This window comes from Paenibacillus sp. OAE614, from assembly GCF_040546645.1.
In the GTDB taxonomy this organism is placed as follows: domain Bacteria; phylum Bacillota; class Bacilli; order Paenibacillales; family Paenibacillaceae; genus Paenibacillus_AQ; species Paenibacillus_AQ favisporus.
This window is the reverse complement of sequence record NZ_JBEPOD010000001.1, coordinates 5092352-5118769: the sequence shown is the minus strand read 5'-3', so window position 1 is coordinate 5118769 and position 26418 is coordinate 5092352. Positions and strand designations below refer to the sequence as shown.

General features: G+C 49.4%; 26 protein-coding genes and 2 pseudogenes. 17 read left to right on the top strand and 11 right to left on the bottom strand.

Annotation, left to right across the window (positions count from 1 at the left end; all coding sequences use genetic code 11):
- The first annotated feature begins 28 nt into the window (after positions 1 to 28).
- From ABIE48_RS23660 to ABIE48_RS23585, 16 genes and pseudogenes are all read left to right on the top strand, one after another.
- The gene (locus ABIE48_RS23660) at positions 29 to 1408 is read left to right on the top strand and encodes a glycosyltransferase family 2 protein (RefSeq protein ID WP_192717309.1); all 1380 of its coding nucleotides are present in this window, start codon (positions 29 to 31) and stop codon (positions 1406 to 1408) included.
- Between the two features lie 153 nt (positions 1409 to 1561).
- Positions 1562 to 1850: pseudogene (locus ABIE48_RS23655) on the top strand (nucleoside-diphosphate sugar epimerase).
- A 30-nt stretch (positions 1851 to 1880) separates the two neighbouring features.
- Positions 1881 to 2243 carry an alpha-helical endospore appendage domain-containing protein gene (locus tag ABIE48_RS23650; RefSeq protein WP_192717308.1) on the top strand — a complete coding sequence of 121 codons (363 nt, stop codon included), beginning with the start codon at positions 1881 to 1883 and terminating at the stop codon, positions 2241 to 2243.
- A complete protein-coding gene (locus ABIE48_RS23645) occupies positions 2240 to 2539 on the top strand; it encodes a hypothetical protein (protein WP_192717307.1) in 300 nt (99 codons plus the stop codon). Before ABIE48_RS23650 ends, ABIE48_RS23645 begins: the two co-directional genes overlap by 4 nt.
- Positions 2540 to 2542: 3 nt before the next feature.
- Complete coding sequence (locus ABIE48_RS23640; protein ID WP_192717306.1) at positions 2543 to 2869, top strand: hypothetical protein; 327 nt, start codon at positions 2543 to 2545, stop codon at positions 2867 to 2869.
- A 183-nt stretch (positions 2870 to 3052) separates the two neighbouring features.
- Entirely contained in the window at positions 3053 to 4138 is a 1086-nt protein-coding gene (locus ABIE48_RS23635; RefSeq protein ID WP_397342823.1) for a CgeB family protein, read from the top strand.
- Positions 4139 to 4170: 32 nt separating this feature from the next.
- Positions 4171 to 5310, top strand: a complete 1140-nt coding sequence (locus tag ABIE48_RS23630) for a glycosyltransferase family protein (RefSeq protein WP_145029260.1) — start codon at positions 4171 to 4173, stop codon at positions 5308 to 5310.
- A gap of 146 nt (positions 5311 to 5456) precedes the next feature.
- Entirely contained in the window at positions 5457 to 6902 is a 1446-nt protein-coding gene (locus tag ABIE48_RS23625; protein WP_192717305.1) for a glycosyltransferase family 4 protein, read from the top strand.
- A gap of 17 nt (positions 6903 to 6919) precedes the next feature.
- Positions 6920 to 8011, top strand: a complete 1092-nt coding sequence (gene wecB, locus ABIE48_RS23620) for a non-hydrolyzing UDP-N-acetylglucosamine 2-epimerase (RefSeq protein WP_192717304.1) — start codon at positions 6920 to 6922, stop codon at positions 8009 to 8011.
- Positions 8004 to 8987, top strand: a complete 984-nt coding sequence (locus ABIE48_RS23615) for a polysaccharide biosynthesis protein (protein ID WP_076174136.1) — start codon at positions 8004 to 8006, stop codon at positions 8985 to 8987. Before wecB ends, ABIE48_RS23615 begins: the two co-directional genes overlap by 8 nt.
- Positions 8987 to 9838, top strand: coding sequence for a dTDP-4-dehydrorhamnose reductase family protein (locus ABIE48_RS23610; protein ID WP_192717303.1), 852 nt, complete (start codon positions 8987 to 8989; stop codon positions 9836 to 9838). Before ABIE48_RS23615 ends, ABIE48_RS23610 begins: the two co-directional genes overlap by 1 nt.
- Entirely contained in the window at positions 9799 to 10731 is a 933-nt protein-coding gene (locus ABIE48_RS23605; RefSeq protein WP_192717302.1) for an NAD-dependent epimerase/dehydratase family protein, read from the top strand. The genes ABIE48_RS23610 and ABIE48_RS23605 overlap by 40 nt, the downstream gene beginning before the upstream one ends.
- Complete coding sequence (locus ABIE48_RS23600; protein WP_192717301.1) at positions 10728 to 11444, top strand: glycosyltransferase; 717 nt, start codon at positions 10728 to 10730, stop codon at positions 11442 to 11444. The genes ABIE48_RS23605 and ABIE48_RS23600 overlap by 4 nt, the downstream gene beginning before the upstream one ends.
- Before the next feature lie 153 nt (positions 11445 to 11597).
- Positions 11598 to 12812 carry a glycosyltransferase family 4 protein gene (locus ABIE48_RS23595; RefSeq protein WP_192717300.1) on the top strand — a complete coding sequence of 405 codons (1215 nt, stop codon included), beginning with the start codon at positions 11598 to 11600 and terminating at the stop codon, positions 12810 to 12812.
- A 305-nt stretch (positions 12813 to 13117) separates the two neighbouring features.
- The gene (locus ABIE48_RS23590; protein WP_192717299.1) at positions 13118 to 13453 is read left to right on the top strand and encodes a hypothetical protein; all 336 of its coding nucleotides are present in this window, start codon (positions 13118 to 13120) and stop codon (positions 13451 to 13453) included.
- 27 nt (positions 13454 to 13480) lie between these two features.
- On the top strand, positions 13481 to 14542 hold the full coding sequence (locus ABIE48_RS23585) for a glycosyltransferase family 4 protein (RefSeq protein WP_192717298.1): 1062 nt from the start codon (positions 13481 to 13483) through the stop codon (positions 14540 to 14542).
- A 140-nt stretch (positions 14543 to 14682) separates the two neighbouring features.
- Here the strand turns inward: ABIE48_RS23585 and ABIE48_RS23580 are convergent, their stop codons facing one another.
- The 11 genes and pseudogenes from ABIE48_RS23580 to ABIE48_RS23530 form a co-directional block, all read right to left on the bottom strand.
- Positions 14683 to 15045, bottom strand: coding sequence for a hypothetical protein (locus ABIE48_RS23580; protein WP_186382067.1), 363 nt, complete (start codon positions 15043 to 15045; stop codon positions 14683 to 14685).
- Positions 14949 to 16340 carry a glycosyltransferase family 4 protein gene (locus ABIE48_RS23575; protein ID WP_163881524.1) on the bottom strand — a complete coding sequence of 464 codons (1392 nt, stop codon included), beginning with the start codon at positions 16338 to 16340 and terminating at the stop codon, positions 14949 to 14951. Before ABIE48_RS23575 ends, ABIE48_RS23580 begins: the two co-directional genes overlap by 97 nt.
- Positions 16341 to 16624: 284 nt before the next feature.
- A complete protein-coding gene (locus tag ABIE48_RS23570; RefSeq protein ID WP_076174156.1) occupies positions 16625 to 17335 on the bottom strand; it encodes a glycosyltransferase family 2 protein in 711 nt (236 codons plus the stop codon).
- A 13-nt stretch (positions 17336 to 17348) separates the two neighbouring features.
- Positions 17349 to 17693: a DegT/DnrJ/EryC1/StrS family aminotransferase gene (locus tag ABIE48_RS23565; protein WP_354520692.1), complete on the bottom strand. Its 345-nt coding sequence runs from the start codon at positions 17691 to 17693 to the stop codon at positions 17349 to 17351.
- Between the two features lie 103 nt (positions 17694 to 17796).
- Positions 17797 to 18468 (bottom strand): annotated as a pseudogene (locus ABIE48_RS23560) (DegT/DnrJ/EryC1/StrS family aminotransferase); the annotation flags it as partial.
- A gap of 22 nt (positions 18469 to 18490) precedes the next feature.
- Positions 18491 to 19201, bottom strand: a complete 711-nt coding sequence (locus ABIE48_RS23555) for an N-acetyltransferase (protein ID WP_260986965.1) — start codon at positions 19199 to 19201, stop codon at positions 18491 to 18493.
- Positions 19198 to 20157, bottom strand: a complete 960-nt coding sequence (locus tag ABIE48_RS23550; protein WP_192717296.1) for a Gfo/Idh/MocA family protein — start codon at positions 20155 to 20157, stop codon at positions 19198 to 19200. Before ABIE48_RS23550 ends, ABIE48_RS23555 begins: the two co-directional genes overlap by 4 nt.
- Before the next feature lie 3 nt (positions 20158 to 20160).
- Positions 20161 to 21162, bottom strand: coding sequence for a glycosyltransferase family 4 protein (locus ABIE48_RS23545; RefSeq protein ID WP_167527098.1), 1002 nt, complete (start codon positions 21160 to 21162; stop codon positions 20161 to 20163).
- 14 nt (positions 21163 to 21176) lie between these two features.
- A complete protein-coding gene (locus tag ABIE48_RS23540) occupies positions 21177 to 22151 on the bottom strand; it encodes an NAD-dependent epimerase/dehydratase family protein (protein ID WP_192717295.1) in 975 nt (324 codons plus the stop codon).
- 694 nt (positions 22152 to 22845) lie between these two features.
- Entirely contained in the window at positions 22846 to 24123 is a 1278-nt protein-coding gene (locus tag ABIE48_RS23535) for a nucleotide sugar dehydrogenase (RefSeq protein WP_308737731.1), read from the bottom strand.
- A gap of 558 nt (positions 24124 to 24681) precedes the next feature.
- Positions 24682 to 25602 (bottom strand): NAD-dependent epimerase/dehydratase family protein, encoded by a 921-nt coding sequence (locus tag ABIE48_RS23530; RefSeq protein WP_192717294.1) that lies wholly within the window; start codon positions 25600 to 25602, stop codon positions 24682 to 24684.
- A gap of 169 nt (positions 25603 to 25771) precedes the next feature.
- Between ABIE48_RS23530 and ABIE48_RS23525 the strand changes: the two genes are divergently transcribed.
- On the top strand, positions 25772 to 26323 hold the full coding sequence (locus ABIE48_RS23525) for a hypothetical protein (protein WP_192717293.1): 552 nt from the start codon (positions 25772 to 25774) through the stop codon (positions 26321 to 26323).
- Positions 26324 to 26418 lie beyond the last annotated feature (95 nt).

Below are 26418 nucleotides of genomic sequence, written 5' to 3'. Positions count from 1 at the left end.
CATGTGTGCAAAACGGGGAGGGATTGAAATGAAAAAGCGGTTCAGGAGTGCAAGGGGCCGCCGGCCAATCCGGCAGTCTCCTCCCTCATCCTCTGGAAGCGACCGATATAACGAGGGTTACGAACGCGGGTACACGGAAGGGCTGGTAAAGGGAAGGGACACATTTCATATTCCGTTTCAAGGCACCAGCATCATCATTCCGACCTATAACCAGGCCGAATATCTGATCCAGTGTATAGGGAGCATTGAGGCCCATACGCCGGAACCGCATGAGATTATTGTCGTTGACAATGCGTCTACGGACGATATTGCCTCCTGCCTCAAGCCGTTTGGCGGGAAAATCAGGTTTGCAAGGCTGGAGGAGAACCGCGGATTTGCCGGCGGCGTCAATTACGGCATCATGATGGCCAAGGGAGAAACGGTTGTCATCCTGAACAATGATATTCTCGTCACCCCGAATTGGCTGACCCATATGCTCCGCTGCCTGGACAGCGACCCTCAAATCGGCGCCGTGGGGCCTGTGACGAACTATATCAGCGGGGAACAGCAAATTCCGGTTCCTTACGAAGATGTGAAGGAGATGTGGGAATTTGCAGCAGGTCATAATGTGCCGGACGAAGGGAAATGGCGTGAAGCCGACCGATTGGTCGGCTTTTGCCTGCTGCTCCACAGAGATGTTCTGCACCGCATCGGTTATTTGGATGAGGGGTACCGGATCGGCAACTATGAAGACGACGACTGGATCATCCGGCTCCGGCTGACCGGCCGGAAATTGTTTATTGCCGGTGATTCGTTTATCCACCATTTCGGAAGCGTAAGCATGAAACAGTTGGGTCAGCAGTTTGAGTCGGTCCATCATCATAACGAGTCGTATTACACGAATAAGTGGGATAATCCTTACGCTTGGGTGACGAACATGAAGGAAGGCGCGCTGGCTCGGTTTCCCGGATTGCGAAGCGGGCATGATTTTTACCCGTCACATGTACTGGTACGGGACCAGTCTGGCCTTGTGTATTTTCTGCTGAACGGGCGGAAGTACGCTCTTAGCGGCGGGGCGGAACAAGTGGGTACCGAAGCCGTACTGCTGTCAAGGTTAGATATCCGGCAAATTCCAGACGGTGAGTATTCTCTGACAAGCGAGCAGATCCGGGAAATGCTGGATTCGGCAGCAATGGATGAGTCCTTATCGCCCGGGGAGGCCGGCGCCGGTCAGCTGGTGGAGGGCCCCGGTGGACGGGTGTACCAATGGTCCCGCGGAATGATGAGGCCGTTTGCATCGCTGCATACCCTGGAACGATGGCATATGGCGTTGAGAAAACGATCGGTGTGGCCGCTCGAGCGGTTAAATTCTGTGCCGGAAGGGGATCTGATCATCGCCCCCCCGCACCTGGATAATCCCGTGCTTTGACGGTTTTCTAAAAAAATGATGAGAAAAAAACGGATGCTGCCCCCAATCGCGTAACTGACTTCAGGATAGCGGCATAGGATATAGCAGGCAGATGCGGATCAGGCGGACCGCCTATTCGCAGAAGGCGTGACCTATCACCAGGGAGGGACCGGAATGCAGAGCAAAATTGACGAAATGCTCACCCATATGTCACATTCCAAGCAGCAAATGGCCAGGGTTCTGGATGCCGAGCGCCAAGTGGCGGTCCGGATGGCCCAGATTATTCATGATTTGCCCGATGAACATCCGGAATTTGACGGTGTGAGCGGGTTGATTGACAAATTCCAGCCAGATCAACAAGAGCATTATTTCTTACCTTAGCAGCATTGCTGACCTGCAGGAAGCGCTGGCGGAAACTTTGAATCATGTGGTGAAAGAGATGGGCAGCAATGAAGAGGAATAATTTCGGGAGAAACGTAAGGGAGTGCTGGATATGAGCAGAGAACAGGCCTTTTTGCATATGCTGGACGCCGCCTCCAAAATCCAGTGGAACATCGCCATGATTCTGGAAGCCAAAGCGGTCGAAGCTGAAAAAATGCGGAACTGGACGCTGAATCATTTGAACTCGGATGCGTTTGCAAGCCATGAAAATCAACTGAGCGAGCCTCTGCAGATTCACGGTCAGATCGTGGAGCTTTTAGAGGGGCTTACGAAGATGGAGAATGGATTGTGCAGCAACTTGAAAGCATTGCTCGTACAGGAAGAAGAAGAGTACGGCGGCGGCGGTGGCGGTGGCGGTGGAGAAGGCATGTTTGGCGGCGGTGATTACGGCGGCCTCGGAGACATGGGCAAATGAGTTTGCTCCTTCGTGAGCAGGAAACGAAGCTGGAGCTGATTCAATCCATCACGCTCAGCCAAAAGGCGCTGGCCCGGATTCTCGGGAGCATCGCCGACATTTCTTCCGAGTCGGACCTCTCTGCCCGGGCACTTCTTGAAAATATCCGGCTCCTGACGCAGCATCAGGACGCATTATGCCGGATGCTCACGGGCATCAGCCTGTGCCAGCCCCGAAGCGGGAATTCCGCGCCGCCCTGGTTAAACGCATCTCTATCCGCCCATTTCGCAGTCACCCGAGAATTACAGGAGGATTAACGGATGATAACGAAGAAAAAACGTCATCGGAGGCCAAAATCCGTGAAGCGCCTGCTGCTTAGCCGTAAGGCGCGAGTCATCAAGTTGAAAAAGCGGCGTAAACACCTGCTACCAAAAAAAAGAAGGCATCGGATCAAGAGCATTCGCAGAAAACGGAAACGGGTCGTAAAGCCGGTGCTGCCTGTGCCTGTGGCTCAAGGTGTAGAGCCTCATACCAGTCCGGACTCGGCGTACAGCCAAGGATTTGACGAAGCTTACAATGAAGGGTTCAACGCGGGTTTTGCCAAAGGCTATGAAGATGGTCATTTGCTAGCCTACCAATCCAAGTAATAACATGAGGGAACGGGACACAGTCAAGCCTTTCGCTCCATGGGACAGCCATGGGGCGAAAGGCTTTTTGCCGTTTTTCGGCAGGGCATCCGCCAATTTATCCGCGCGAAGGCAGTCGTCCATGATGCAATTGCCTCTTCCGCATATATTTATATTGTTCTTTCACAATTCAAGACAGACAGGGTGAAGACTGTGGAAAATGTGGCTGAAACGGCGGCAAGCGCCAGTTACCTGCAGGGCTACGAGGACGGCTTGCGCCTTGGTGTCTGTCAGGCTGTCATGGAACGGATACCCGCTCCGGAGCCTTATTTCCGGGACATGAAAGTATTTTATATTCCGCAGGGCTTTCATGCCATTGATCAAGGTATATCCGCCGCGCTTAGCAGCCTGGTCAGAGAATGTATCGTCGTAGAGGCTCCAAAGATGCTGGAGCTTGCTCAAAAGGAGCGCCCGCATCTCATCCTCGTATTGAACGGACTGCATGTATTTCCCGAAAATCATTTGGAGGATATCCGGCGGGTTCGCGCGATGGGGATCAAGACGGCCGTCTGGTTTGTCGATGATCCCTATTTTAGCGAGGATACCGCGGACGCATGCACCGCGTACGACGTCGTGTTTACCCACGAGCTGGGATGCGTGCCTTTTTACAGTGCTCTTGGGGTCAAAAGAGTCCACTATTTGCCGCTGGCCGTGAACGCTGACATGTTCAAGCCCCTGCGCTGCGGACCGGAGCACCTTTACGACATTTGCTTTATCGGCAATGCCTTTTGGAACCGCGTCGCTATTTTTGACGAAATGGCACCGTTCCTGAAGGATAAGAAAGTGTTGATTGCGGGGGGATTCTGGGAGCGCTTGTCCCGGCAGGATTTGCTGGGCCGCTCGGTACGGCTTGGGTTTATTCCGCCGGAGGAAACAGTCCGCTATTACAATGGGGCGAAAGTGGTCATCAATATCCACCGTCCCGACGAATGGGGGCAGGACAACCGCAACAGTCATCGGATCAGCGGCAAATCGATCAACCCCAGGACCTATGAAATCAGTGCCTGCGGAGCGATGCAGATCACAGATATCCGCGAAGATCTCACCAATTATTACAGACCAGGCTATGACATCGAAACCTATACATCCACTGAGGAACTTAAAAACAAGATCATCTATTACCTGGAGCATGAAGAGGAGCGGAGAATCATGGCGGCCCGCGGGCTGTACACGACTCGGCAGGAGCATACGTTTATTTCCCGGATGAGAACGTTTCTGGAACAGTTCTGACACCGGACAATATCAAACAAGGGAGTGTCGATATGTCGAAGGTTAAATGGCCCTCAAGGGTCCCTGAGCTGACCCTGAGTTACGATTCCGCCCAAGCGAGAGCCAGGGGACGACAGGACGGCTATCGCCGCGGATATGACGAAGGTTATTTGCGAGGCCGTGCGGACGTGATCGCCAGCCGGCCGGCGGAATCCGTCCCGTTCCGTCAAATTCGCGTCATGTATATCGCTTCGGGCAAGGGGTACCCGTATTCGCCGCTGGACGAGGCCATCTCTTCCACGCTCCGGACGATGGTCGCCGAGGTGGTTATTATCGAACCGGGGCAGATCACCGTCGAAGCGGTTTTGCAGGCGGCTCCAGATCTGGTGCTCGCTTTGGACGGCATGTTCGTAAACAACGAAATGATGGATATCATTCGGCAGCTTGGAATCCGTACGGCCGTCTGGCTTACGGACGATCCCTACTATACCGACATGACGACGGAGAACGTCAAACATTACGACTACATCTTCACGTTGGAGTCCAACTGCGTTCCTTTTTATCAGCAGTTGGGATGCACGCATGTCTATCATTTGCCTTTTGCCGCACACACCGAATACTACCGGCCATCCAGGAATATATCTCCGCTTCGCCGGGATGTCAGCTTTATCGGCTCGGCGTACTGGAACCGCATCGGCTTTTTTGATCCGATCATCGACCGGCTCATGCAGCATAATACCGTGTTCAACGGGATCTGGTGGGACCGTCTGCCTCAATATACGGCCTATCAGGACCGTATCGAGCTCAACAAATGGATGGGCCCGGCCGAGACCGCGGAGGCTTATAACGGCTCAAAGATCGTCATCAATCTGCACCGCTCCCATGAAGACGATACCGTCAACAACAACGCTATTAAAATTCCCGCAGCTTCCCCTAATCCCCGCACCTTTGAAATTTCCGCCTGCGCGACGCTTCAGCTAAGCGACAGCCGGAGCGACCTGGCCAAATTTTATACGCCTGGCGTGGAGATCGAAACTTACAGTTCACCGGAGGAGTTATTGTATAAAATTGAATACTATCTTGCCCACGAGGAAGAACGCAGACAGATCGCCTTGAACGCCTTGGAGAGAACGTTCAGAGACCATACGTACGGCAAACGCCTGAACGAGATGCTCACGATCATTTACCCGTAGTCTCTATACGTTTGGAGGCTTTTTTGTACGAATGACGGGTAGCATGTGTCAGTGCCGGCAAGTGTCGCCTCTCATATCTTGTATTATCTGGGTGAAAGGAGGTGTGATTCGCACCCCTGTACGATTTTTGCAGGTGGGCCTAAAACATGGATATGATTAAACCCAAATTGATGCTGTTCTCGCATGTCAGCAACACCAAAAGCATTACAGGAGCCGAGAAGCTGCTGCTCCTGTTCTGCCGGTGCATGGCGTCTTATTTCAATTGCATCTTGGTGGCTCCAGGTGAAGGTAAGCTGACAGACCATGCCCGAAAGCAGGGAACGGTGGTTATGATTCAGACCTTTCCTTTGCTATACGGGATGTATACTCCGGATTCCCGGCTGCCGCTGAATGCCGATGAGCTCCGCAGCCATCCCGATTATGCTTCTGTCGTCAGACTCATCGGAGAGACCGCGCCTGATCTGGTGCTGACGAACACGATCGTCAACGCGCTGCCCGCGCTTGCCGCTAAACAGCTAGGAATCCCCGTCATTTGGAAAGTGACGGAGGTGATTCAGGAGAACGAATTCACGTCGGAAGTGCTAAACATTGTAGATAATTACAGCGATTGGATCATTGCGATTTCGGAGTCTGCCGCCCGTGTGTTTTACGGGCGAATTAGCAGTCCGATCAGCCTGCTCCCTCCATCGACGGACAGCGAGCGGCTTCACTCCTTTGGTGATCTCGTAAGGCAGAGCGAACGAAGGGAGCTCAGGCTGAAAGAGGAACATAAGTGCATCGGCTACATTTCCGCTTTTATTCATCCGGAAAAAGGCCTAAGAGAGTTTATTCGTATGGCGTTGTCGCTATGCCCGGGCCGTCCCGATTGCCGTTTTGTGATCATCGGCCGGGCTGCGGATCACCGTTATTACGATGCCTGTTTGACGGATGTCAGATTTTCGGGTTATAGATCAAGATTTCAATTTATCCCATTCGTTGAATCGGTTCAAACGGTCTACAGCGCGATGGACATTCTGGTCGTGCCGAGTATGGTGTCCGAAGGTTTTGGCATGACTGCGCTGGAAGGCATGTTGTGCGGCAAACCTGTTGTGGCCTTTGCATCCGGGGGGCTCGCTGAGCTGATGGAAAGTACAGGCAATGGACATTTGGCGGTACCCGTCGGGGACGCTCAAGGGCTCGCGGATAAGGTTGCCATGCTGCTGAGCGATCCGGCTGCCCTGAAGAATATCGGCATGCACAATGAAGCGGCGGCGAGGGCGTTGTACGGAATTGAAGCCTACCAATGGAGGCTGGATCAAATCGTCAGTCAATGGCGCGAATACCATCCTCATTGGCTGACAGCCGGAAACCGAAGCCCCCTGCTAGTGGAGGGATTCCAGGTACAAGCGGAGCCTCCGGTTGACAAGGCACAGTCCTCCCGTAAAACGAGGAGATCCGGCCGCAGAAGATTCTACCGAATAAGGATCACCCGCAGAGGGAAGCTGAAGAAGCTCGCGAAAAGGTCGCGAAGATCCGCGCGAGGAAAAACCCTCCGAAGATCGAGGAGCAAGAAGCGTAAATCCGTCGGGCGACGGAGGGCAGCGAAACGATAAATTAGGAGACGGAAGATATGAGAATTATGACCATTTTGGGTACAAGGCCAGAAATCATCCGCCTCAGTCTCGTTCTTCCGAAGCTGGACCGGTATGCGGAGCGCCACGTGCTGGTGCATACCGGGCAGAATTTCGCAGAAAGGCTGAGCGGGATCTTTTTTAGCCAACTGGAATTGCGAAAGCCCGATTACGTGCTGCAGGACTCGGCAGCTTCCCTGGGAATGCAGCTGTCCGCGATGTTCTCCCAGATGGAAGAAATCCTGAAGCGGGAGCAGCCCGACAAAATTTTGCTTCTTGGAGACACCAACAGCGCTCTTTGCGCGATTCTGGCCGAAAGGCTCGGATATCCCGTGGTACACATGGAGGCCGGAAACCGCTGCTTCGACCTGAACGTTCCGGAGGAGAAGAATCGGCGTATCATCGATACAATCTCTTCTATTAATATGCCGTATACGGAACAGAGCAAGAAGCATTTGATTGCCGAGGGTTTTCCGAGCAATCGGATCGTTCTTACAGGAAACCCCATTTATGAAGTAATGAAGCATTACGAACCCCAGACCCGGAGCAGCAGTATTCTGAAAACCCTGGGTCTTAAGCCGAAGGAGTATTTTCTGGTCACTGCGCACCGTGCGGAGAATGTGGACCGGCCAGAGCATCTTGAGCAGATTATGCATGGGCTCAACCTGATCGCTGAAAATCACGGCCGTCGTATCATCTGCAGCATTCATCCCCGAACCGCTTCACGGATTGCCGAGCACTCCGGATTTTCCATGAACCCTCTGGTGGAATTTCATGAACCCTTTGGATTTTTCGACTTTGTCCAATTGGAGCGATCTGCCTGCTGTGCACTAACGGACAGCGGAACCGTGCAGGAAGAGTGCTGCATTATGCAGGTACCGACTGTCACGATGAGGCGAACGACGGAGCGGCCGGAAACGGTGGATTGCGGAAGCAACATCGTATCAGGCGTCGATGCGAAGCGGATTGCCGATTCAGCTGCCCTGATGCTTGAGTTGAACACGATGTGGCAGTGTCCCCAGGGATACTTGGCGGAAGATGTATCGGATAAGGTTGTCAAATTTCTGCTTGGAGGGAATGTGCATGTTTGAAAATCAGCGTATATTGGTGACCGGTGGCACCGGATCATGGGGCTATGAGTTGATTGCCCAATTGCTGCCGCTCATTCCAAAGGAAGTGGTGGTTTTCTCGCGGAATGAATCCTCTCAGGTCGCAATGAGCCGGGAATTCGAAAATGACCGGCTGCATTTCCGGATCGGAGACATTCGTGACAAAGAAGCTTTGATGGCGGCATGCCAAAATATCGATTACGTGTTTCATCTGGCGGCCCTTAAGCATGTTCCGGTATGCGAGGATCAGCCATATGAAGCACTGAAAACGAACGTGATCGGCACGCAGAACGTCATCGAGGCCGCAATTGAAAATAAAGTTAAGAAAGTATTCTATATTTCGACCGACAAGGCCGCAAATCCCTCCAACTTTTATGGGATGACGAAGGCCATCGGCGAGAAGTTGATCGTATATGCGAATCTGCTTCACACCGATACCCGATTCGTTACCGTGCGGGGGGGAAATGTGCTTGGAACCAACGGCAGCGTAGTGCATGTGTTCAAAGAACAGATACGTAATAAGGGCTATGTATCTATCACCGACATGAAAATGACACGTTTCTTCTTAACGCTTCGCGATGCGATCGCCGTGCTGTTCAAAGCGGCGGAAGAAAGCGTCGGCGGCGAAATTTTCGTCATGATGATGCCGGCCTGCCGGATCGTAGATTTGGCGGAGGTGTTGATCGAGGCTTCCGGGCGGGAGGATGTTCAAATTGTTGAATCCGGCGTTCGTCCGGGTGAAAAAATTCATGAAATTTTGATGAGCGACTATGAGAGTCTTTCGACCGTCGTGTTTGACGAAGAATATTTGGTCATTTTGCCGACACTCAACATACCTGGCCTGAAATATCGGTACAGTCACTGCCAGCCGGTTTCGTTCAGCAGCTTCTCTTCAAACACCCACCTGATGAGCAAAGAGGAAATCCGCAATATCCTGGAGCGCGGGGGGTTCTTATAATGAAGCTGTTGATCATGGGGGCAAGCGGGATGGCAGGCCATATGCTGGTCGATTATTTCAAGCTGCAAAGCAAGCACCAGGTCTTCTACACGACCCGGGATCCCCGCAACAGCGGTGGACTAATCATGGATGCTTCCGATATCGGGACAGTGGATAAATTGGTCGAGATCGTGAGACCCGATTGCATCATCAATGCCATCGGCGTACTCAACCATTTTGCGGAAGAGGACAAAATCAACGCCTACCATATCAACGGCTTTCTGCCGCATCGTCTCCGCCGGGCGGCGGATTCGGTCGGGGCCAGATTGATTCATATCAGCACCGACTGCGTGTTCGAAGGAACGCGCGGAGGTTACCGGGAGAACGACGTACCCGATGGAACGAGCGTCTACGCATTGACCAAAGCGCTGGGGGAAGTCCAAGCCCCGGGACATTTGACGATCCGTACCTCCATCATCGGCCCGGAGATCCGCTCACACGGAATCGGGCTGATGCACTGGTTCATGCACCAGCGGGGAACCGTGACGGGGTACTGCAACGTGTTCTGGAACGGGGTAACCACGCTGGAACTGGCAAAAGCGATCGATACTGCATTATTTATGCCATCATTATCTGGGCTGATTCATCTGGCTCATCCGGAACCGATCAGCAAGCACGATCTTCTTCTCTTGTTCCAAGAGATTTGGAACCTGGAGGATGTGACCGTGGTTGCGGGTAATACCCCCGTTCAGGACCGGACGCTGGTTTCGACTCGAGGCGACTGGACTTACAAGGTTCCGCCTTATCGAGACATGCTGAAGGAGCTGAAACAATGGATGCGAGAAACGACTCCTTACAGCGCATCATTCTAATCACCGGAGCTTCGGGGTTTACCGGCAGCCATGCCTGCCGGTATTTTGCCGGTCAGGGTATGCAGGTTGCCGCGATGGTTCGCCATATCAGCGAAGAGGATAAGGTTGAGGGCGTCCAATATTATACATGCGATCTCCTTGACAAGAAGGGCATTGAAGAACTTGTCGGGACCATTGCTCCGGATTATGTCCTGCATCTGGCCGGCAAAAACTCGGTGCCCGAGTCTTGGGCGGAACCGGTGCTCTATATGGAAACCAACGTGCTCCCAACTCTCTATCTCCTGAATGCCCTCCGTCCTTATCCTTTCTGTCGGATATTGATCACCGGTTCAATGCTGGTATTTCCTCTGTATCCGCCGTTTAGGCCGCCTCATCCCTACGGCCTGAGCAAAAGTTTGCAGAAGGCAGCGGCCCTATCATGGAAAGAGCTGTTCGGCCAGGCTATCATTCTGGCAGAGCCGTCTAATCTTATAGGCCCGGGTCCGTCGAGAGGCTTCTGCAGTTTGCTGGGGCAGCATATCTCAGCCTGGGAACGCGGGGAACCAACTGAGGCTTTCCACATTCCCTCACGCATCATACGCAGAGACTTTTTAGACGTCCGTGATGCGGTTATAGCTTATAGGATTTTGCTGGAGCAAGGGTTACCCGGAGAGATCTATTCCGTCCGGTCAGGAAAAGAATATACACTTGGCGAAATTACAGATCTTTATATGGATATTTTTGAGAAGCCATTCCCTATCGAGTGGGGCGAAGGAGAGAATTCCAGCCAGGGAAATCCAAAGAATACGGCCCCCAGGATGAAGGGACTGGACTGGGAACCTTCCATTCCTCTCCGCACGTCCCTTACCGATGTTCTCGAATACTTTCGTACCTGTGGAGGTGATTCCAGATGAGACCTTTGGTCACGATTGTTATTCCTTTTTACAACGATCCATATGTGGAGCAGGCGGTTCAAAGCGCCTTGTCGCAGTCCTACAGCCCCATAGAGATCATTGTGGTCGATGACGGATCGACACAGCATGCCGAACGATTGGCACCTTACAGGCCCTACATTCATTATCTGGGAAAAGCTAACGGAGGCACTGCCAGCGCACTCAACCACGGAATCCGCCATGCGTCGGGAGAATATATCGCGTGGCTGAGCTCAGACGATTTGTTTTACAGGGACAAAATCAATAACCAGGTGTTATTCATGCGGGAGAGGAATGCGTGGATCTCCCATACCAATTTCAATAATATCGACAAGAACAGTCAAGTTGTGAAGTACCATGCGGGCGTATCATATGAACGGATGATTGATTTCTACCGGTACTTTCTGAGCCATGCCAACCCAGTTAACGGGTGCACGGTCATGATGAGAAAGGAATTATTTTGTTACATCGGGCTGTTCGATGAGTCCCTTCCATATACGCATGACCTGGAGATGTGGGGCAGGGCGATTCAAGCCGGCTTTTCGTTTCATTACTTAAACGAAGCGCTGGTCGGCTACCGCTGGCATGAGGCGATGGGAACCCTGCGGCATCAGGAAGTCATTAAACGGGAGAGTGCGGTCACTTGGCAGAAGGTCAGTTACGCGATTGGCCGAATTTCAGCCATGATGGAATAATAGGCAGTCTGCCCGGTGATCTTCGCCAGATTCACTGAAAGCACCGGAACCCTTGGTTTTGGTGCTTTCTTTCATCAATTTGATATAAGCTGACGGCACAGAAGTGAGATCGGTGAATCCAGTATCCCACCGGACTCATGGGAAGGAGAAGAGATGAAGATTTTACTGGCAACCTACTGGCTGATTCCCCATGTTGGCGGAGTATGGAAGTATATGATACAACTCCAACAGAGGCTAGAAGCGATGGGACATCAGGTGGATCTTCTTGGAAACAGCCCGGATTATTCTAAATTCCACATCGTCAACCGCGGCCGGGAGCTCCCCAAGGACCGAATTCGCCCGTTTCTGTCCGCCAAGCTGGCACAGGAATATGCACCTCAGCTGCATGCTGATCGGATCATTTATTTCTACGAAGAGGACCGATATCATTTGGAACTTTCCGCCGCATACTTCGGTCTTGATCAATATGATATTATACACACCCAAGATATTTTTGCGGCTAGAGCGATCAGCCGCGTGAAGCCGGCTCACGTGCCCCTGGTAGCGCAGGTGCACGGCTCGGTTTCCGGGGAGCTCCACAATCATTTTCGATTGAATCCTCACCTTGGCATCACAGAGGGATCGCCTGCATGGAAGTATCTGAAGTCTATCGAGTACTATGGGGCTACCTCCGGTGCCGTTACAATTACGTCAACCCATTGGCAGAAAAACGAACTGATACGTGATTTCGGGGTCCCTGAGAACAGAGTTTGCGTATTCCAGTACGGTTTGGATACCCTCGATTTTTGGAGGAAGGCCCAGGCTGGAACCAACATGCAGCGCCCTGTGGATAAAAAGGTGATCATCTTCCCGGCCCGATTGTCTTTTGTCAAAGGAATCGATGTGCTTATATCGGCGCTTGGCATGCTGAAATATATTCGGCAGGATTGGGTATGCTGGATCGTCGGGAACGGGGAGAAGATGGAAGAACTGCAGCGGCAGGTTGACGGGTTGGCCTTGAGCAACGACGTTTTGTTCCTAGGCGAACGCCACGACATCCCAGCTCTTCTCATGCAGTCGGATATATTCGTGCACTCCTGCATCCAGGACAATCAGCCGTTCTCGGTCATGGAAGCACAGATTGCAGGGCTCCCTTCGTGCGTATCGAATGCCGGCGGCCTGCCGGAGATGGTTGAACATGGCCGGACGGGTCTTGTTTCGCCGATAAAAGATCCGGTATCCTTGATGCAGCATTTGCATCAGCTTCTGGAGGATGAGAGGTTACGCAAACAACTCGGCCGCAATGCTTCCGCCTGGGGAGAGGAGCACTGGTCCTTGGATCGGATGGTTGGGCGGCTGTTGGAACTGTATCGTCAGGTTATTGGCTAGGCTTGAATCAAGAGCCCAGGAAAGGATTGAGAGGCTTATGTCTGAAGAACCTTTTAAGGTCATAGGTGATTTATATAACCGTATTTTCACGGTCCAGTCTTCCCATTTGGAAGTAAAGGTAGATTATTCGGTCTGGAATCAGATTTTTGCGAATCTCCCGAAGGATTACCAGTTGCCGGATATCCCTGTTCTGCAATTAGACCGCCCCTTTGATATAGGAGAGCGATAATCTATCCCAAGTACCGTCCCCAGGGCGGTACCTCATATAGCAAAAACGTCCCAATAAATCACAGGGGGGAATAAATATGTCCATATTGCGACTGGTGTCGAATGCCGACGGGCCCATAAACAGCCGCTGTATTCAATCTGTTGATTTGGAGATAAACAATTCCGGGGAAGTTCCCTTTGAAATGCTGATCCACGGGTATGGCATTGAGGGACTATTTTATATCGGCCTGATCCATGCGGGGGCGGATGAGTGGGTTGGTGTTCACGATATTATGACTAACTATTCACCGTTTGAGCTAGTACTTGTTACCAACATTAATAACCTGGCGCATACGGGTGTTGTTTTCAAGATAAAGAATCAGGGCGTGTTGATTGCTGAGTACACACAGGAGGACACGATGAGAGAAAACTAAATGGCTGCAGGACGGGAGGAGGAGTCAATGAAGGTCTTATTTGTATTTTACGTGCCGAGCGGCGGGATGGATACGATCAATCGTTTGCGCTGCCATGAACTGAGGAATTATGGAATCGAGGCTTCCTGTTTGTATTATTTCTGGGGGGCGGGCATGCAGAACAGGGCGGATTTTCCGATCTATATTACAAATGATGACGCGGAAATCAAACAAATACTGGATGCGGGCGGTTATGACGTGATCGTAGTTACGACAGATCATGAGAGCTTCCCCCGTTTCCGCCAACTTGGATATACCGGCAAGCTGGTGCTTGAAATTCAGGGTTACGGGACACAAGAGGTAGCCCGAAGCAAGCTGACCGAGGCCGTTCCCTATGTGAATGCCTACGCATCCGCCTTAATGAACCCCAGCACACCGCATATCACTGCTTTATTCCAGGAACTGTTTCCGCACATCCCCTGTTATATCATCCCTAACAGTATTAATTCGGAGACGTTTACCTATCGCCAAACGACCCAGCTTTCTTACCCGGTCATCGCCTGGCTGGGAAGGATAGACGATAATAAAAACTGGCGGGAATTTTTGTATATCGGCCATCAACTAACGCATTTTGTGCCCGATTTGCAGCTGTGGATGTTTGAGGATCCCAATCTTGGTGACCCCGATCAACGCCAGCAGTTTTTAAAAGTTGTGGACGACTTGCAGCTGGGCTCCCGGCTAACCATGCATGCTAATATTCCGAATCACGAAATGCAGTACTATTATTCTTCGATTGGAGATTCGGGCGGATTTATGTGCTCAACTTCGAAAGTGGAGGGTGGGCCACTATCGGTATTGGAAGCGATGAGCTGCAGATGCCCTATTTTAGCATCCAATTCCGATGGAGTAACGATCACCATCAAGCATAATGTTACAGGAAAGAACTATAATCTGGGAAATGTTCACCAGGCTGTCATTGAGGGATTGAACCTCATGCAAGATGTTGAACTGAGGGAGAGCATTAGGGATGCTGCACAGCACTTAGTTAAGACAGAATTTACTCCGTATAGGTATAGCGTAAGTTTCATTGATATGTTGAACAACATCTAAATTTTAAAACGGACAGTGACTTGATGTTTTAAACAAAATGTATAACCACAAACAAATAAGGGCTTGCCGTTGGGTAACGGTAAGCCCTTATTTTGTTATGCTGCGCTGGTTTCGATAAGGTTGATTCCCTGGCATCGCTGCTAATTCACCCCGCTAAGTGGCTGGATGATGCTCATATCAGGAATTTTATAATCTATAGAATTATCTTGAAGTGATCTGAGAATTGGATTCCATATTTCTTCTTCATAAGGAGGGAGTTCCGGTAATGAAAATATGGAAGCGAGTGTGAGCGGTGGATCATCTTTTGTCTTGTTTTTTTTCTTGTTTTTAATAGATAAGCTCCTTAGCATGTACCTCCATTTTTTGCGCTTCAGTCTTTGATAAAGTTTTTTTTGGCGGATTCGCTTCATGGCTGTTTTTTTCTTAGCAGTCTTCTTCTTTTCAGGAAGCGTACTTTTCTTTTTCTTCTGAGTAATAGGCGCCTTCTTCTTTGACTGCTCCATTTTCCATCTCCTCCTTCTGATGTGTTTTGATTTTGCAGATCATGATCTGGAGCAATTTCGTTACCTTGATCGAGATGCTTGCTGCGTGCGAGTTCATACAACTCATGTAGGCGGGAGGTCAATGCAGGTAAAGACCAGTATATTTCTCCTTGTTCTCTGGCTTGATTTGCGACGGAAAGGAACATTGCGGGGTTCTCTAAAGCAGATCGCAGTAAATTATATAACTGATCGCTATCTCCGCTGCGAAATACAAATCCATTTGACGCACTTTTTATCATTTCAGGAATGCCACCGGCATTAGAAGTGATAATCGGTTTACCAGCAACTTGGGCTTCAATAATGGCGAAAGGCTGGTTGTCCTGGATGCTCGGGAGGACAATGAGGTCTGCTTGGTGTAACAATTCCGGGATATCATCACGCTTCCCCAAAAAGGTGACGTGGTCCGTGAGACCAAGCTCCTGTACGGCTCGCTTTAATTTATCGCGGAGTGATCCGTCACCAACTAGCCAGCAAACCCAGTCTGTGCGTTCTTCCTTCAGCTTAGATAGAGCATGAAGCAGATAGATGTGCCCTTTTACAGCATCGAAGCGTGCAGGACACATAAACACTTTTTTTGCGGTAGGTTTCGGTATGGTGGCTACACGCATCATGTTTTGTTGAAATTCATCCACATCTATACCGTAGGGGCTAACTACAACATGGTGTTCGGGAACAGAAAATTCTTGAACCAATATATCTTTGAGCCATTGTGATGGAGTAATGGTTACATCGCTAACGGTTGCACCCAGATATTCGCGCAAGGAGCAATAGCGCCATAGGGGAGAGCTTTGATCTTGCTCGGGCAATCCCATTTCCGTCCATTCAACAAACACTTCCTTGGCGAGACATCCGTGAATTGTCGTTACTAAGGGGGTATGTGGCGGTTTAACACGTGACATTGCATGGGCGCTCACGATGTCCTGCGCGTGAATCAGATCGTATTCGGCCAAACCGAAGTACATGATAGCGGCTTCCAAGCAGTATCGATCGATCTCGGATTGCTTAATCCATGGATGAATTCCTGGTAAATGTTGATCCATATACTGGTGTGTCTGGTCGGCGATCAAGGATTGCAGCCTTCCTCTTTCTATATACAAGTCTTTATTGGAGATCCGAAATCCCAGACCGTCTGGCGTCGGGGAGAAGATATCAGTGGTATGCCCCGCGCGTTGTAATGCTTTGGTCAGTTGATTGACATATGTGTTCACGCCACCGGCATTAGGCAGCGCCCAACTGCAGGCGATTAATATTCTCATCTGTTCATCTCCCGATTGACTAATCTGTCGTCCCCATATCATATGAGCTGTTCATACCATTGCTCACGTACATATACCCATTTGCCCCGCAGCAAATTTACGTTTTCATCGGGAGGTACGCCTGCATCATTTGAAAAAGCGGCCACCAATCTACAGCACCCATGACAGACACGGAGATAATAATTATGTAAAAATAAAATGATCCGGCCGCCTGTTTTTCAAGACGACCGGATCCTATTTCTATAATGGTCTGTTTGAGGAAGTCCTCCCCATTGCAAATACGATCAAAATCCTTGCTGTGACCGCTGCTCCGGATAAATCCGATAGTAGTACAATATTTCAGGGAGGTTCTCAACCGAATAACCCCTAAGCACATATCTTGTAATAAAATATACATCCTCGGTCGTTGTCTCCGTTCCTGCCGGATAACGCTCCAACCCGCCAAGCAGATCGAACAAGGAGCCGCGCATCATCAGCGCGCCATGGCATACACAATGACCGCCTGACAAATAAATGCCGGCAATATTCTCATAACCATACTTTACGAAATCGGTGACAAACTGCTGCTCAAAGTTTCCATCTACGAAGCAGGCTATTCCTGATCCACAAAGACAGAAGTTTGTATTTGCCTGTAAAAATGCGACCTGTTTTGCGATCCGCTCCGGGTGCGAGAGGTCATCGGCCGCCATTGTGGCAATAAACTCACCTCTTGCTAAAAAATAGCCTGTGGTAAACGCACCGGAAAAGCCGATATTATAAGGCAAGGGATGGTAGACAAATCTGTTTTCTCTTATTACGGGATGATCTCTATGCTTCTGCACCCATTGTTGAATGATTAGGTCTGTATTATCTGTAGAACCGTCATTGACGACAACAATTTCAATAAAAGGGTAGGTTTGATGAATCAGGCTATCCAGTGTTTCCTCGATATGTCGAGAAGCATTATACGCACCTACTACAATACTGGCCAGGTTAGGAATTCTTTGAAATTTCACGTATTGACCTCCTTTATTTAACGTGGCTGAAAGCCACAAGCGTATCAATGATATACTGCTGCTGATCATCGGTAAGAAAGGGATTCACGGGAAGTGCGAGCGCATGCCCGGCTGCCTTTTCAGAAACAGGGAAGTCTCCGACTTTATACCCTAAAGAGGAGAATGCTTGCTGTAAATGAAGCGGACATGGATAATAGCGGGCAGTAGTAATTCCATGTCGATCCATGTGGAGTAATAATTTGTCTGGATCCGGAACCTGTATAACGTATAAATGATAGACATGGCTGCAAGCTGAATCGCAGTACGGTAGAATCACGTCGTCCAACTGCACGAGTTGATTTTTGTAGCGCTGTGCCAGTTCCTGGCGGCGTTTCGTCCATTCGCTTAATTTTTTGCATTTTGATTCTCAGCATCAAGGCCTGAATCTCGTCCAGCCGGCTGTTAAGTCCCACGGCCTCGTGATAATATTTGAGTTTTCCCATCCCGTGGAAAGCGAGTACCCGGATACGATCAGCCATTTCGTCATCATTACTCGTAACCATGCCTCCGTCGCCGAAGCCGCCTAGATTTTTAGTGGGATAAAAGGAGAGGCAAGCCGCATGGCCTAAGCTGCCTACCTGTTTGCCTTTATATTCTGCACCTATAGCCTGACATGCATCTTCAATAATAATCAGAGAATACCGATGTGCCAGTTCGGCAAATGCGTCCATATCTGCTGGCTGCCCGAAAAGGTGCACAGGGATGATCGCCTTGGTACGTTCCGTTATCTTTGCTTCCGCGTGGGCTGGCGAAAGGTTATACGTTCGCTCATCGATGTCGGCAAAAACTGGGGTTGCCCCTACGCGTACAATAGCTTCGGCTGTAGCAAAAAATGTAAAGGGAGAAGTAATTACCTCGTCTCCAGGTCCGATCCCGTTTGCCAATAAGGTGAGGATGAGAGAGTCCGTTCCATTGGCCGTCGATACGGCATGTTTCGTTCCAGTAAGCAGCGCCATCTCCGCTTCAAACCGTTTCACCTCAGGTCCTGCGACAAAAATACCTTTATCCAGAACCTCGGACAATGCATCAAGAATATGCTCATTTCGTAAGACCCGATATTCTGATTGTGGGTCAAATAAAGGAATGGGTTGCATGGGTAGAGACTCTCCTTCCAAGTCACTTAGCCGCGACGCCTTTGACAGTCTTTCCGTCCGTAACGTCCTTCGTTACGACTGCCCCTGCACCGATAACCGCATTTTCTCCGATAACGATACCTGGCAGCAGCGTCGCATTATTGCCGATTCTAGCTCCTTTCTTAATATGTGGCCCTTTCAGAGGGACCTTTGTAGGCTCCATGTACTTATCATTCGAAGTAGAAACTTCCGGACCAATAAAAACGTTGTCTTCGATGATCATGTCCGCGGTAATATACGCCCCGGTCTGGATGACACATTGATTTCCGATTTCTGTCCGGCATTCCACTTTCGCATTGCGCCCTACTACTGTAGAATGGCCAATGTTCGTTTGTTCCCTGATACTGGCCAAGTCGCCGACCATGACGTCTTCCCCTAGGTGACTGCCTGCATAAATAACGGTTCCATTGCCTATGCTTGATCCTCTGCCGATGACCAGCCCTGTTTGATCTGTGATCTGGTGAATGACTTTGGAGTTTTTGAAGGGTTGACAACCTAGGAAGCTGCCGTTTCCGATAGATACGTCATCTCCAATGACTGTGTTTTGAAGGATGACGGAGTGATGGCCAATCCGGACCCGGTCTCCAATCGTGACTCCCGATTCAATAACGATATGATGGCCGAGTACGACATCATTGCCGATCGTCGCGTTCGTCGAAATCACGTTCGTCGAATCATCGTTTCGCTCACTCATCTGGATTCCTCCGCTTGTAAAATCTTTTTCGTGATTTCCCCTGTGATTTCCATGACCAGAAGTCCACCTTCACCGGGTACGTTGGGCTGCGTCCCTTTTTTGATGCATGTAATAAAATCAAGCAGCTGCAGCCATAAGGGCTCCTGTATGGGAACGGCAATTTTCTCAACGATATTTTGTTGGGCGTAATTCATGTTTAACGAGGTTTGATAAAAGCGAGTCGAACGGGTAATAAGCACCTGTTTATCCAATAAGTCGGCTTGAATGAAAGCAGTCTTGGTCACAATTCGAATGGTTCGAATCTTCTCCTCTGTAATATAACTCGCCGTTACCTGTGCGATGATCCCATTGTCCATTCGAAGGAGTGCCGCCGCATGGCGAATGATGCCATGATCGACATATCCGACAGCCTGGGTTGCCTCGGTTCTTGTCTTAAACAGATGGTTCATAATGTAGATATCATGAATCATCAGATCATCGACAACATTGACGTTTTGCCATCTGGCTTCGAATGGACTCATGCGGTGAACGTCTACCGCAACGACCTCTTCCTGCTCAATGATTTGACGCAATACCCGAATGACGGGATTATACAGTTCGATATGCCCGACTTGCAGCTTCACGCCGGCCTCAGCAGCTCGCTTAATTAAATCCGCACCTTCCTTCATATTTTGAGCGAGCGGTTTTTCCATCAGCATGTGAACACCTTTGGCTATACATGCCAAGCCGACTTGGTAATGATGAAAAGTGGGAACTGCAATCGACACCGCGTCGACCTGCCCAAGAAGCTCATCCAAACTTTTGAAGGCCATTGTCTGGTACTTAGCGGAGATGTGCTGTGCCCGCTTTTGATCAGCGTCATATATCCCGATCAGTTCGCAGTCATTTGGCAACGCAGTATATACCCGAACGTGATTTTCACCCATGACTCCTGCACCAATGACACCTACCCTCATGGTTTATTCTCCTCTTTCTACGATTTCACGGCATAAATAGATAAAGTCATACCACTTCTTGCATACTTCTTGGGGTGAAAATCGTTTACTATCATTTATAGCCTTTATCGAGAGGCTATCACGGTAGGCCGCGCTGGAAATAACTTCGTGAAGAGCGGTGGCGTATTTCTCCAGCGCCTCAGGCAGCCACCAATATGGAGGCGAGCCCCAATTGACGTCGAAAATCAAGCGCTGACTAGGTGCGGTATGATAGATGGCGCCCATTGCGGCTGCAATAACCGGTACACCACAAGACATAGCCTCCGCAATCTGATTGGAGAAGGTTTCGCTTTTACTTCCGCATACGAGAACGTGCCAGCGGCTAATGATGTCTGCCATTTGGTCATGAGGCACATTCGTTCGAATTAATAAATTCGGAGGATGATCATTTAACCAGCCCTCTTGATTCGTTGGTGGGGGAGCCATAATCATCTCGAACCGGATATGCGGGAACCGGCGTGCGAGGAATGGCATTACTTCTGGTCCTTTCAGCAAGCCATTCAAATCGTGACCGATCCAGCCAACTATAATCTCGTTACCTTTTGGCCTGGGGTAAAAAATCTCACTGTCAACCATGTTGGGAATGATATGAATGAGATGCTCAGGGTAATTTAAATCCTTCATATATTGCTTCTGAAATTCCGAATACACGACCAGCGGAACATAGCGTTCTACTGGCCGGTGCTGGTCGAAATTAGGGCCTGTGCTCCAGTATCTTCCCTTATAAACCTGAAAATCCTCGGTATAGTTTTGTACATAATGGTTCCACCAGCCAATATCCTGTTTACCGACAATCAAGGCGTTATTCGGGTAGATCGGAAATTGTCCCGGATTTGGGGCAAATCCGATCTGTATATCAGGCGGACAATAATAAGGAAGCCATTTGGCTCTCATATTGGCTTCTGTGAATGGCCCCGACATGGCTGAGGCGTGGAAATTATCCATAACAAACTTGAAATGAAACATGATGCGTCCCTCCTTCATCGGTGTATCCCAAGCTCCTGCCGGTACCATTCGATCGTGCGTTCTAACCCGAGATCAATACCGACTTGCGGATCATATCCCAGTATCCCTTTGGATCGAGTTAAATCCGGTTTGCGCGCTGGCATATCCTCATACCCGGGTCCATATGCCTCATCATAAGGCCTAATCAAAATCTCCGACGGGGACCCGGTCATCCGAATCACGAGCTCGGCTAACTGCTTGATCGTAATCGATTGTTCAGAACCAATATTGAAAATGAGGCCATCGGCCTTAGAGCTTAATGCCTGCACTGTCCCCTGCACCGTATCGTCAATAAACGTAAAGCATCGGGATTGTGACCCATCTCCATAAACCTCTAGTGGCCGGCCTTCCAAGGCAGCCATAATAAAACGTGGTACGACCATGCCATATTGGGAATTCGTTTGACCGGGGCCATAGGCATTAAAATAACGCAGGATCGTAACCGGAAGGCCTTTCTGAGAATAGCCTAAGCACATATGCTCATCTAACGATTTAGCAGTCGCATAACACCACCTATGAATGGACGTTGATCCATAAACACGGTCCGAATCTTCACGAAACGGCAGATCACCATTCTTGCCGTATACTTCAGAGGTTGAGGCAAAGATAACCTTTCTCCCCATTTCATAAGCGAGCTCCAGTACGTTTCTTGTACCGTCTATGTTGCCTTCTATAACTTTCAGCGGATTTTCCACCGTGTTCTTAACGCCAAGTACTGCGGATAAGTGAAAAACAACATCTGTTTGTTGGATCAGTGTTTTCATGAGATCACGGTTCAAGACGGTACCCTCAATAAAGCGATGATTCGGGTGATGCAAAACCTCGTTAAGGAATGTAAGAGAGCCGGTAGACAGATTATCAAGTGACCACACCCTGTGATTCATGGACAGCAATTTCTTCACCAGGTTGGATCCAATGAATCCTGCGCCGCCTGTAACTAAAATATCCATAAGGTACACCCCTTGTAATCAAGATCCCTTCCTTTAGAGCTGAATGAATTGCGAAGGTCTGGACAGGCCGCCTCATAACAAGGTGAATGCTAGACTATCGAGGCCTGTGGTTCGTTTGGCATAATTTGTTACTGCTTTGTTGAATGAACGGAAGGTTGATATCATGTTTTTGTGGTTTGTCACAGCTGACACAACTCCGTTAGTGCTCAAGAAACAACAGGACCAGGATACCGGGATATCCAACGCCGATGATGGCGATCCTTCTTCACGTTGTCATCTCCTTTTGTGTTAAACTTTGAAATATTTTACGGTCACCCGTGTAAGAAAGTACTGGTCAATAATCTAAATTTCCAATAAATGGTAGAGTATCTTGATGTCTAGAAGAGTGAGAGAAGAAAAGCTGCGATATGAAACGAGACTGGGTTATCTTCTAGATCTCAGAAGAATGGATAGGGGGTTATACTCTCTTCCAAGATGGGCTATTGTAGTACATTCGTTGACAGCGAGGATGCACTCAAGTCTATGGCAGAACATTGACGGGTTCGGAATTTACAATGTACAACTGTGAGATAGGTAATCTGAAGAGGAAGGGAGTGGGTCTCTTTCTGTAATTATCTTTCTTAACTTAGAACGTGGGATTTAGGGGGCGCTGGACCCGTTAAGGCCGTCTGTAGGCTGAGGAAAACTCCCTTTCTTAGAGTAAAATGATATTTTTGCGATCTGTTATATTTTTTGTGGCGTTACGTGTATCAACTACGATAGGGGTATGCGCCACTAGGGTCTCATAAGGGATATTGGAATGATCCGTTAATATTAAGGTGCAATCGAAGTGTTTCATGTTTCGGGCTGTGAGCTCAATCGAATGAAGTCTGGTTTCTCCGACTTTCAGTTCATCTACATAAGGATCAAAATATTCTACTTGGGCTCCAGATGCTATAAGCTGCTCTATGATATGAATGGCAACCGACTCCCGAATATCATTCACATCTTTTTTATACGTGACGCCGATAACAAGGATATGACTCCCAGGAAGCTCTTTTGGAAGCAGAGCCTTTGTTACCCGTTCTACAATATATCCAGGCATATCCTTGTTTACCTGATGGCTAAGCTCAATGAAGGGCAAATCGTTGTCGTGTTCTCTTGCCTTCCATAATAAATACAGGGGATCGACGGGAATGCAGTGACCACCAACTCCTGGACCAGGGTAATACTTCGTAAAACCATATGGTTTTGTTCCGGCAGCCTCAATGGCCTCCCAAAGGCTAATATCCAGTTTCTCGCACAATCTCAGTAAGCTGTTCATAAACGAGATGTTTACGTAACGCTGACAGTTCTCCAAAATTTTTGTCATTTCAGCAACCCTTGGTGAGGATACCACAACGATTTGATCAAATACGGCTCCATACACTTGTTTGGCAAAAGTTGTACATGATGGGGTGACGCCCCCTACAACCTTAGGGATTTTCTCCAACTCCCATTTTGATCCGGGATCGATTCGTTCTGGCGAATAAGCGAGTGAAATATCTCTTCCTACCATGTATCCGGTTGACTCCAGAATAGGTTTAATTCGCTCTTCGCTCGTTCCTGGAAAAGTGGAGCTTTCGAGCACGACGAGCTGGCCTCGGCGGAGATACTGAAGCGAGCTTTGCAATGCCCCGATGACATACTTCAAATCAGGCTGATCGTCATCCCCAAGCGGTGTTGGAACGCAAATAATGATAACATCAACTTTTTCGATCACATCAAACGAACTGCCGACATAGAATCTATTTTTACTGAACAGTTCCCGGATGTCGCCTTTCTCATAATCCGAAAGATAGGGTTGACGCTTGTGTAACATATTAATCTTTCGTTCATCTACATCGATGCCATATACGATGTGCCCTTTCTCAAGAAATAACCGGGCCAATGGTAATCCGACATATCCCAGCCCGATTACGCCGATTTTATACTTCGGAATATCCTCCATCATTCTTCCAACTCCCTTTGATCGATCTCGTAGCATAGTACGCGGAATAACTAAAACTGCGTTAGTTGATTGTCCAAATTAGCAAAAATAGTGGAGTATCACGAATTTTCATAGATTCCGTGACAAATGATTTGCGGTTTAAAGGTTCGGGGTGATCGGTTCGGATTTGGATTTTCCGGGAAAGGGGAGGGCGGATGGAAACCAGTATCGTCTTTTCATAACCATAGCAGTCGTTGAGACGAACCTTTTCTTTCGTCACTACTGAGAAGATTCAGGAAGATTCATAGGCCATGACATATCATGATAAACATTGACTGGTATGACGGCGAATGGGAAGAAGCCTGGAATTACTATAAACTTAAACGAATGTAGTGCTTGACCGATACGGCTGCGTAGGTGGCTGTCCAAACCCGTTTATGTGTCGCTTAAACAGCGGGCGTAGTTAAAAATAATCAGATAAGCAAAAAATCCGCCCTAATTGGACGGTTCTTTTTGAGAAAGGTCTTCGCTTGTTTGTCCTATTCATGGAGGAGCAAGATGCAATGTACGATATAGAAAATGTTACATGCGATCAGCGAAACTTCGATACGTCTCTTGAAGCCCCTGTTCCAGCGAATAGATGGGTTTCCAAAGCAGCTTTCGCTGAATCGCTTGATTCGATAAGCAGCTGTGACGGATATCTCCAGACTTGTCTGGGCCGTGCTGCACATGAATTTCCCGGGAATGAAACTTGCGGAGGAACGACACCAAATCGTTAACCGTAGCCGCTTTTCCGGTGCTGACATGCAGCGTCAAATCCTCAGGATGGCTGCTTGCCGCGATCAGAGCTTCGACAACATCCTTGACATAAATAAAGTCCCGCGTCTGATTTCCGTCGCCGTTGACAACCAGCTGCCGGTCATGGTGGATCCGGTCCATAAAGATGGCCACGACGCCGCCTTCTCCCTTTGCGGTCTGACCCGGTCCGTACACGTTAGCGAAGCGGAGAATAGCATGAGACAATCCGAATAAGGACGTGTATAAACGAATGTACTGCTCGCCGGCCAGCTTGGAAAGGCCATAGAAGGAAATCGGAAGCGTAGGGTCATTTTCCGTCATGATGCCCTTCTGCAGGTTACCGTATACACCTGATGTGGATGCAAAGATGACCTTGCGGACCTTTGCTTCCCTGCAGGCGTTCAGTATGTTAAGCGTGCCCCCAATGTTAATGTCCATATCCAGGAAAGGATCCCGTATCGATTGCTGCACATCCGCCTGCGCAGCCAGATGGACAACGGCATCCGGCTGAATGGAAACAATCGTCTTATAGGCATCCGAGCTTCGAATATCAAGCGTATGAAGAACCGCCCCGGGGGGGACTTTTTCGGCTCGGCCCGTGGACAGATTATCAATCACGTGCACCTGCGAACCAAGAGACGCAAGACGACGGCCAAGATGCGAGCCAATAAATCCCGCGCCGCCTGTCACGACAACCGTATTCATGCATCTACCTCCTGTGTGTTAGGTCATGATCTATCGTATGTGGAGGAGAAACGTTCGGTATTAGGCGATCCAACCATTTCTGGGGCTGATGCAGAGATCTCGGGCGGGATGGGTAAAATGAAGCAAGGAAGGGTAAAACCGAATGCCTTCAAGCAAATGGGGGATGAGCATGCACGTTAAGAAAAGCATAGGAGCGGCTGTGTGCCTGCTCTTAGGCGTCATTGTCGTAACACTCATAGCTGATCGTGAAGCGAACTCGCCGGATCCGGCCCGGGAAACAATAGCTGCTAATGGAGAGCAAATCCAGGAGTCGACGGGGATATTCAAATGGAATGATAAAGAGGTTCGGAGTGTGGAGTGGGAAGGGAGAAACCAATCCTGGATTCTGCAGCGGGAACCGGCTGCGGCGGAAGAGAGTATGTTAACGAGCGCATGGCTGCTTAATGGAAGCGAGCTGCCTGTAAGTCAAGCGGAATCCAGGATTCGAAAGCTTCACGAGTTGGGGAAAGACGGGGGTACCCGCCGCGCTTCGACTTTAAGCCATGAAGTGATCGTTGGTACCATTATGGTTACTTTAAGCGGATTAAAAAAGGAACCGGAAGTTTACCTCATCGCGGTCGAGCCGGATCACCCCGAACATGTGTGGATCCTGCGCAGTGGCGATTCTTTAGCTTATTTGGTATCCAAGGATGCATATTTGGAACTTGAGCAGCTGCAGTAGCACCGGCTCCCGGCATGCCAAAACCTTTCAGCATACCGGATCATGCGGGTGGTCATCCTAATGGTGTTATTAATACACCTATTAGAGATGGAGGA

Bases quoted from the DNA above. Each gene is read 5' to 3' on its own strand.
- ABIE48_RS23660 (WP_192717309.1), top strand. From the start codon at position 29: ATGAAAAAGCGGTTCAGGAGTGCAAGGGGCCGCCGGCCAATCCGGCAG.
- ABIE48_RS23650 (WP_192717308.1), top strand. From the start codon at position 1,881: ATGAGCAGAGAACAGGCCTTTTTGCATATGCTGGACGCCGCCTCCAAA.
- ABIE48_RS23645 (WP_192717307.1), top strand. From the start codon at position 2,240: ATGAGTTTGCTCCTTCGTGAGCAGGAAACGAAGCTGGAGCTGATTCAA.
- ABIE48_RS23640 (WP_192717306.1), top strand. From the start codon at position 2,543: ATGATAACGAAGAAAAAACGTCATCGGAGGCCAAAATCCGTGAAGCGC.
- ABIE48_RS23630 (WP_145029260.1), top strand. From the start codon at position 4,171: ATGTCGAAGGTTAAATGGCCCTCAAGGGTCCCTGAGCTGACCCTGAGT.
- ABIE48_RS23625 (WP_192717305.1), top strand. From the start codon at position 5,457: ATGGATATGATTAAACCCAAATTGATGCTGTTCTCGCATGTCAGCAAC.
- wecB (WP_192717304.1), top strand. From the start codon at position 6,920: ATGAGAATTATGACCATTTTGGGTACAAGGCCAGAAATCATCCGCCTC.
- ABIE48_RS23615 (WP_076174136.1), top strand. From the start codon at position 8,004: ATGTTTGAAAATCAGCGTATATTGGTGACCGGTGGCACCGGATCATGG.
- ABIE48_RS23610 (WP_192717303.1), top strand. From the start codon at position 8,987: ATGAAGCTGTTGATCATGGGGGCAAGCGGGATGGCAGGCCATATGCTG.
- ABIE48_RS23605 (WP_192717302.1), top strand. From the start codon at position 9,799: ATGGATGCGAGAAACGACTCCTTACAGCGCATCATTCTAATCACCGGA.
- ABIE48_RS23600 (WP_192717301.1), top strand. From the start codon at position 10,728: ATGAGACCTTTGGTCACGATTGTTATTCCTTTTTACAACGATCCATAT.
- ABIE48_RS23595 (WP_192717300.1), top strand. From the start codon at position 11,598: ATGAAGATTTTACTGGCAACCTACTGGCTGATTCCCCATGTTGGCGGA.
- ABIE48_RS23590 (WP_192717299.1), top strand. From the start codon at position 13,118: ATGTCCATATTGCGACTGGTGTCGAATGCCGACGGGCCCATAAACAGC.
- ABIE48_RS23585 (WP_192717298.1), top strand. From the start codon at position 13,481: ATGAAGGTCTTATTTGTATTTTACGTGCCGAGCGGCGGGATGGATACG.
- ABIE48_RS23580 (WP_186382067.1), bottom strand. From the start codon at position 15,045: ATGGAGCAGTCAAAGAAGAAGGCGCCTATTACTCAGAAGAAAAAGAAA.
- ABIE48_RS23575 (WP_163881524.1), bottom strand. From the start codon at position 16,340: ATGAGAATATTAATCGCCTGCAGTTGGGCGCTGCCTAATGCCGGTGGC.
- ABIE48_RS23555 (WP_260986965.1), bottom strand. From the start codon at position 19,201: ATGAGTGAGCGAAACGATGATTCGACGAACGTGATTTCGACGAACGCG.
- ABIE48_RS23550 (WP_192717296.1), bottom strand. From the start codon at position 20,157: ATGAGGGTAGGTGTCATTGGTGCAGGAGTCATGGGTGAAAATCACGTT.
- ABIE48_RS23545 (WP_167527098.1), bottom strand. From the start codon at position 21,162: ATGTTTCATTTCAAGTTTGTTATGGATAATTTCCACGCCTCAGCCATG.
- ABIE48_RS23540 (WP_192717295.1), bottom strand. From the start codon at position 22,151: ATGGATATTTTAGTTACAGGCGGCGCAGGATTCATTGGATCCAACCTG.
- ABIE48_RS23535 (WP_308737731.1), bottom strand. From the start codon at position 24,123: ATGATGGAGGATATTCCGAAGTATAAAATCGGCGTAATCGGGCTGGGA.
- ABIE48_RS23530 (WP_192717294.1), bottom strand. From the start codon at position 25,602: ATGAATACGGTTGTCGTGACAGGCGGCGCGGGATTTATTGGCTCGCAT.
- ABIE48_RS23525 (WP_192717293.1), top strand. From the start codon at position 25,772: ATGCACGTTAAGAAAAGCATAGGAGCGGCTGTGTGCCTGCTCTTAGGC.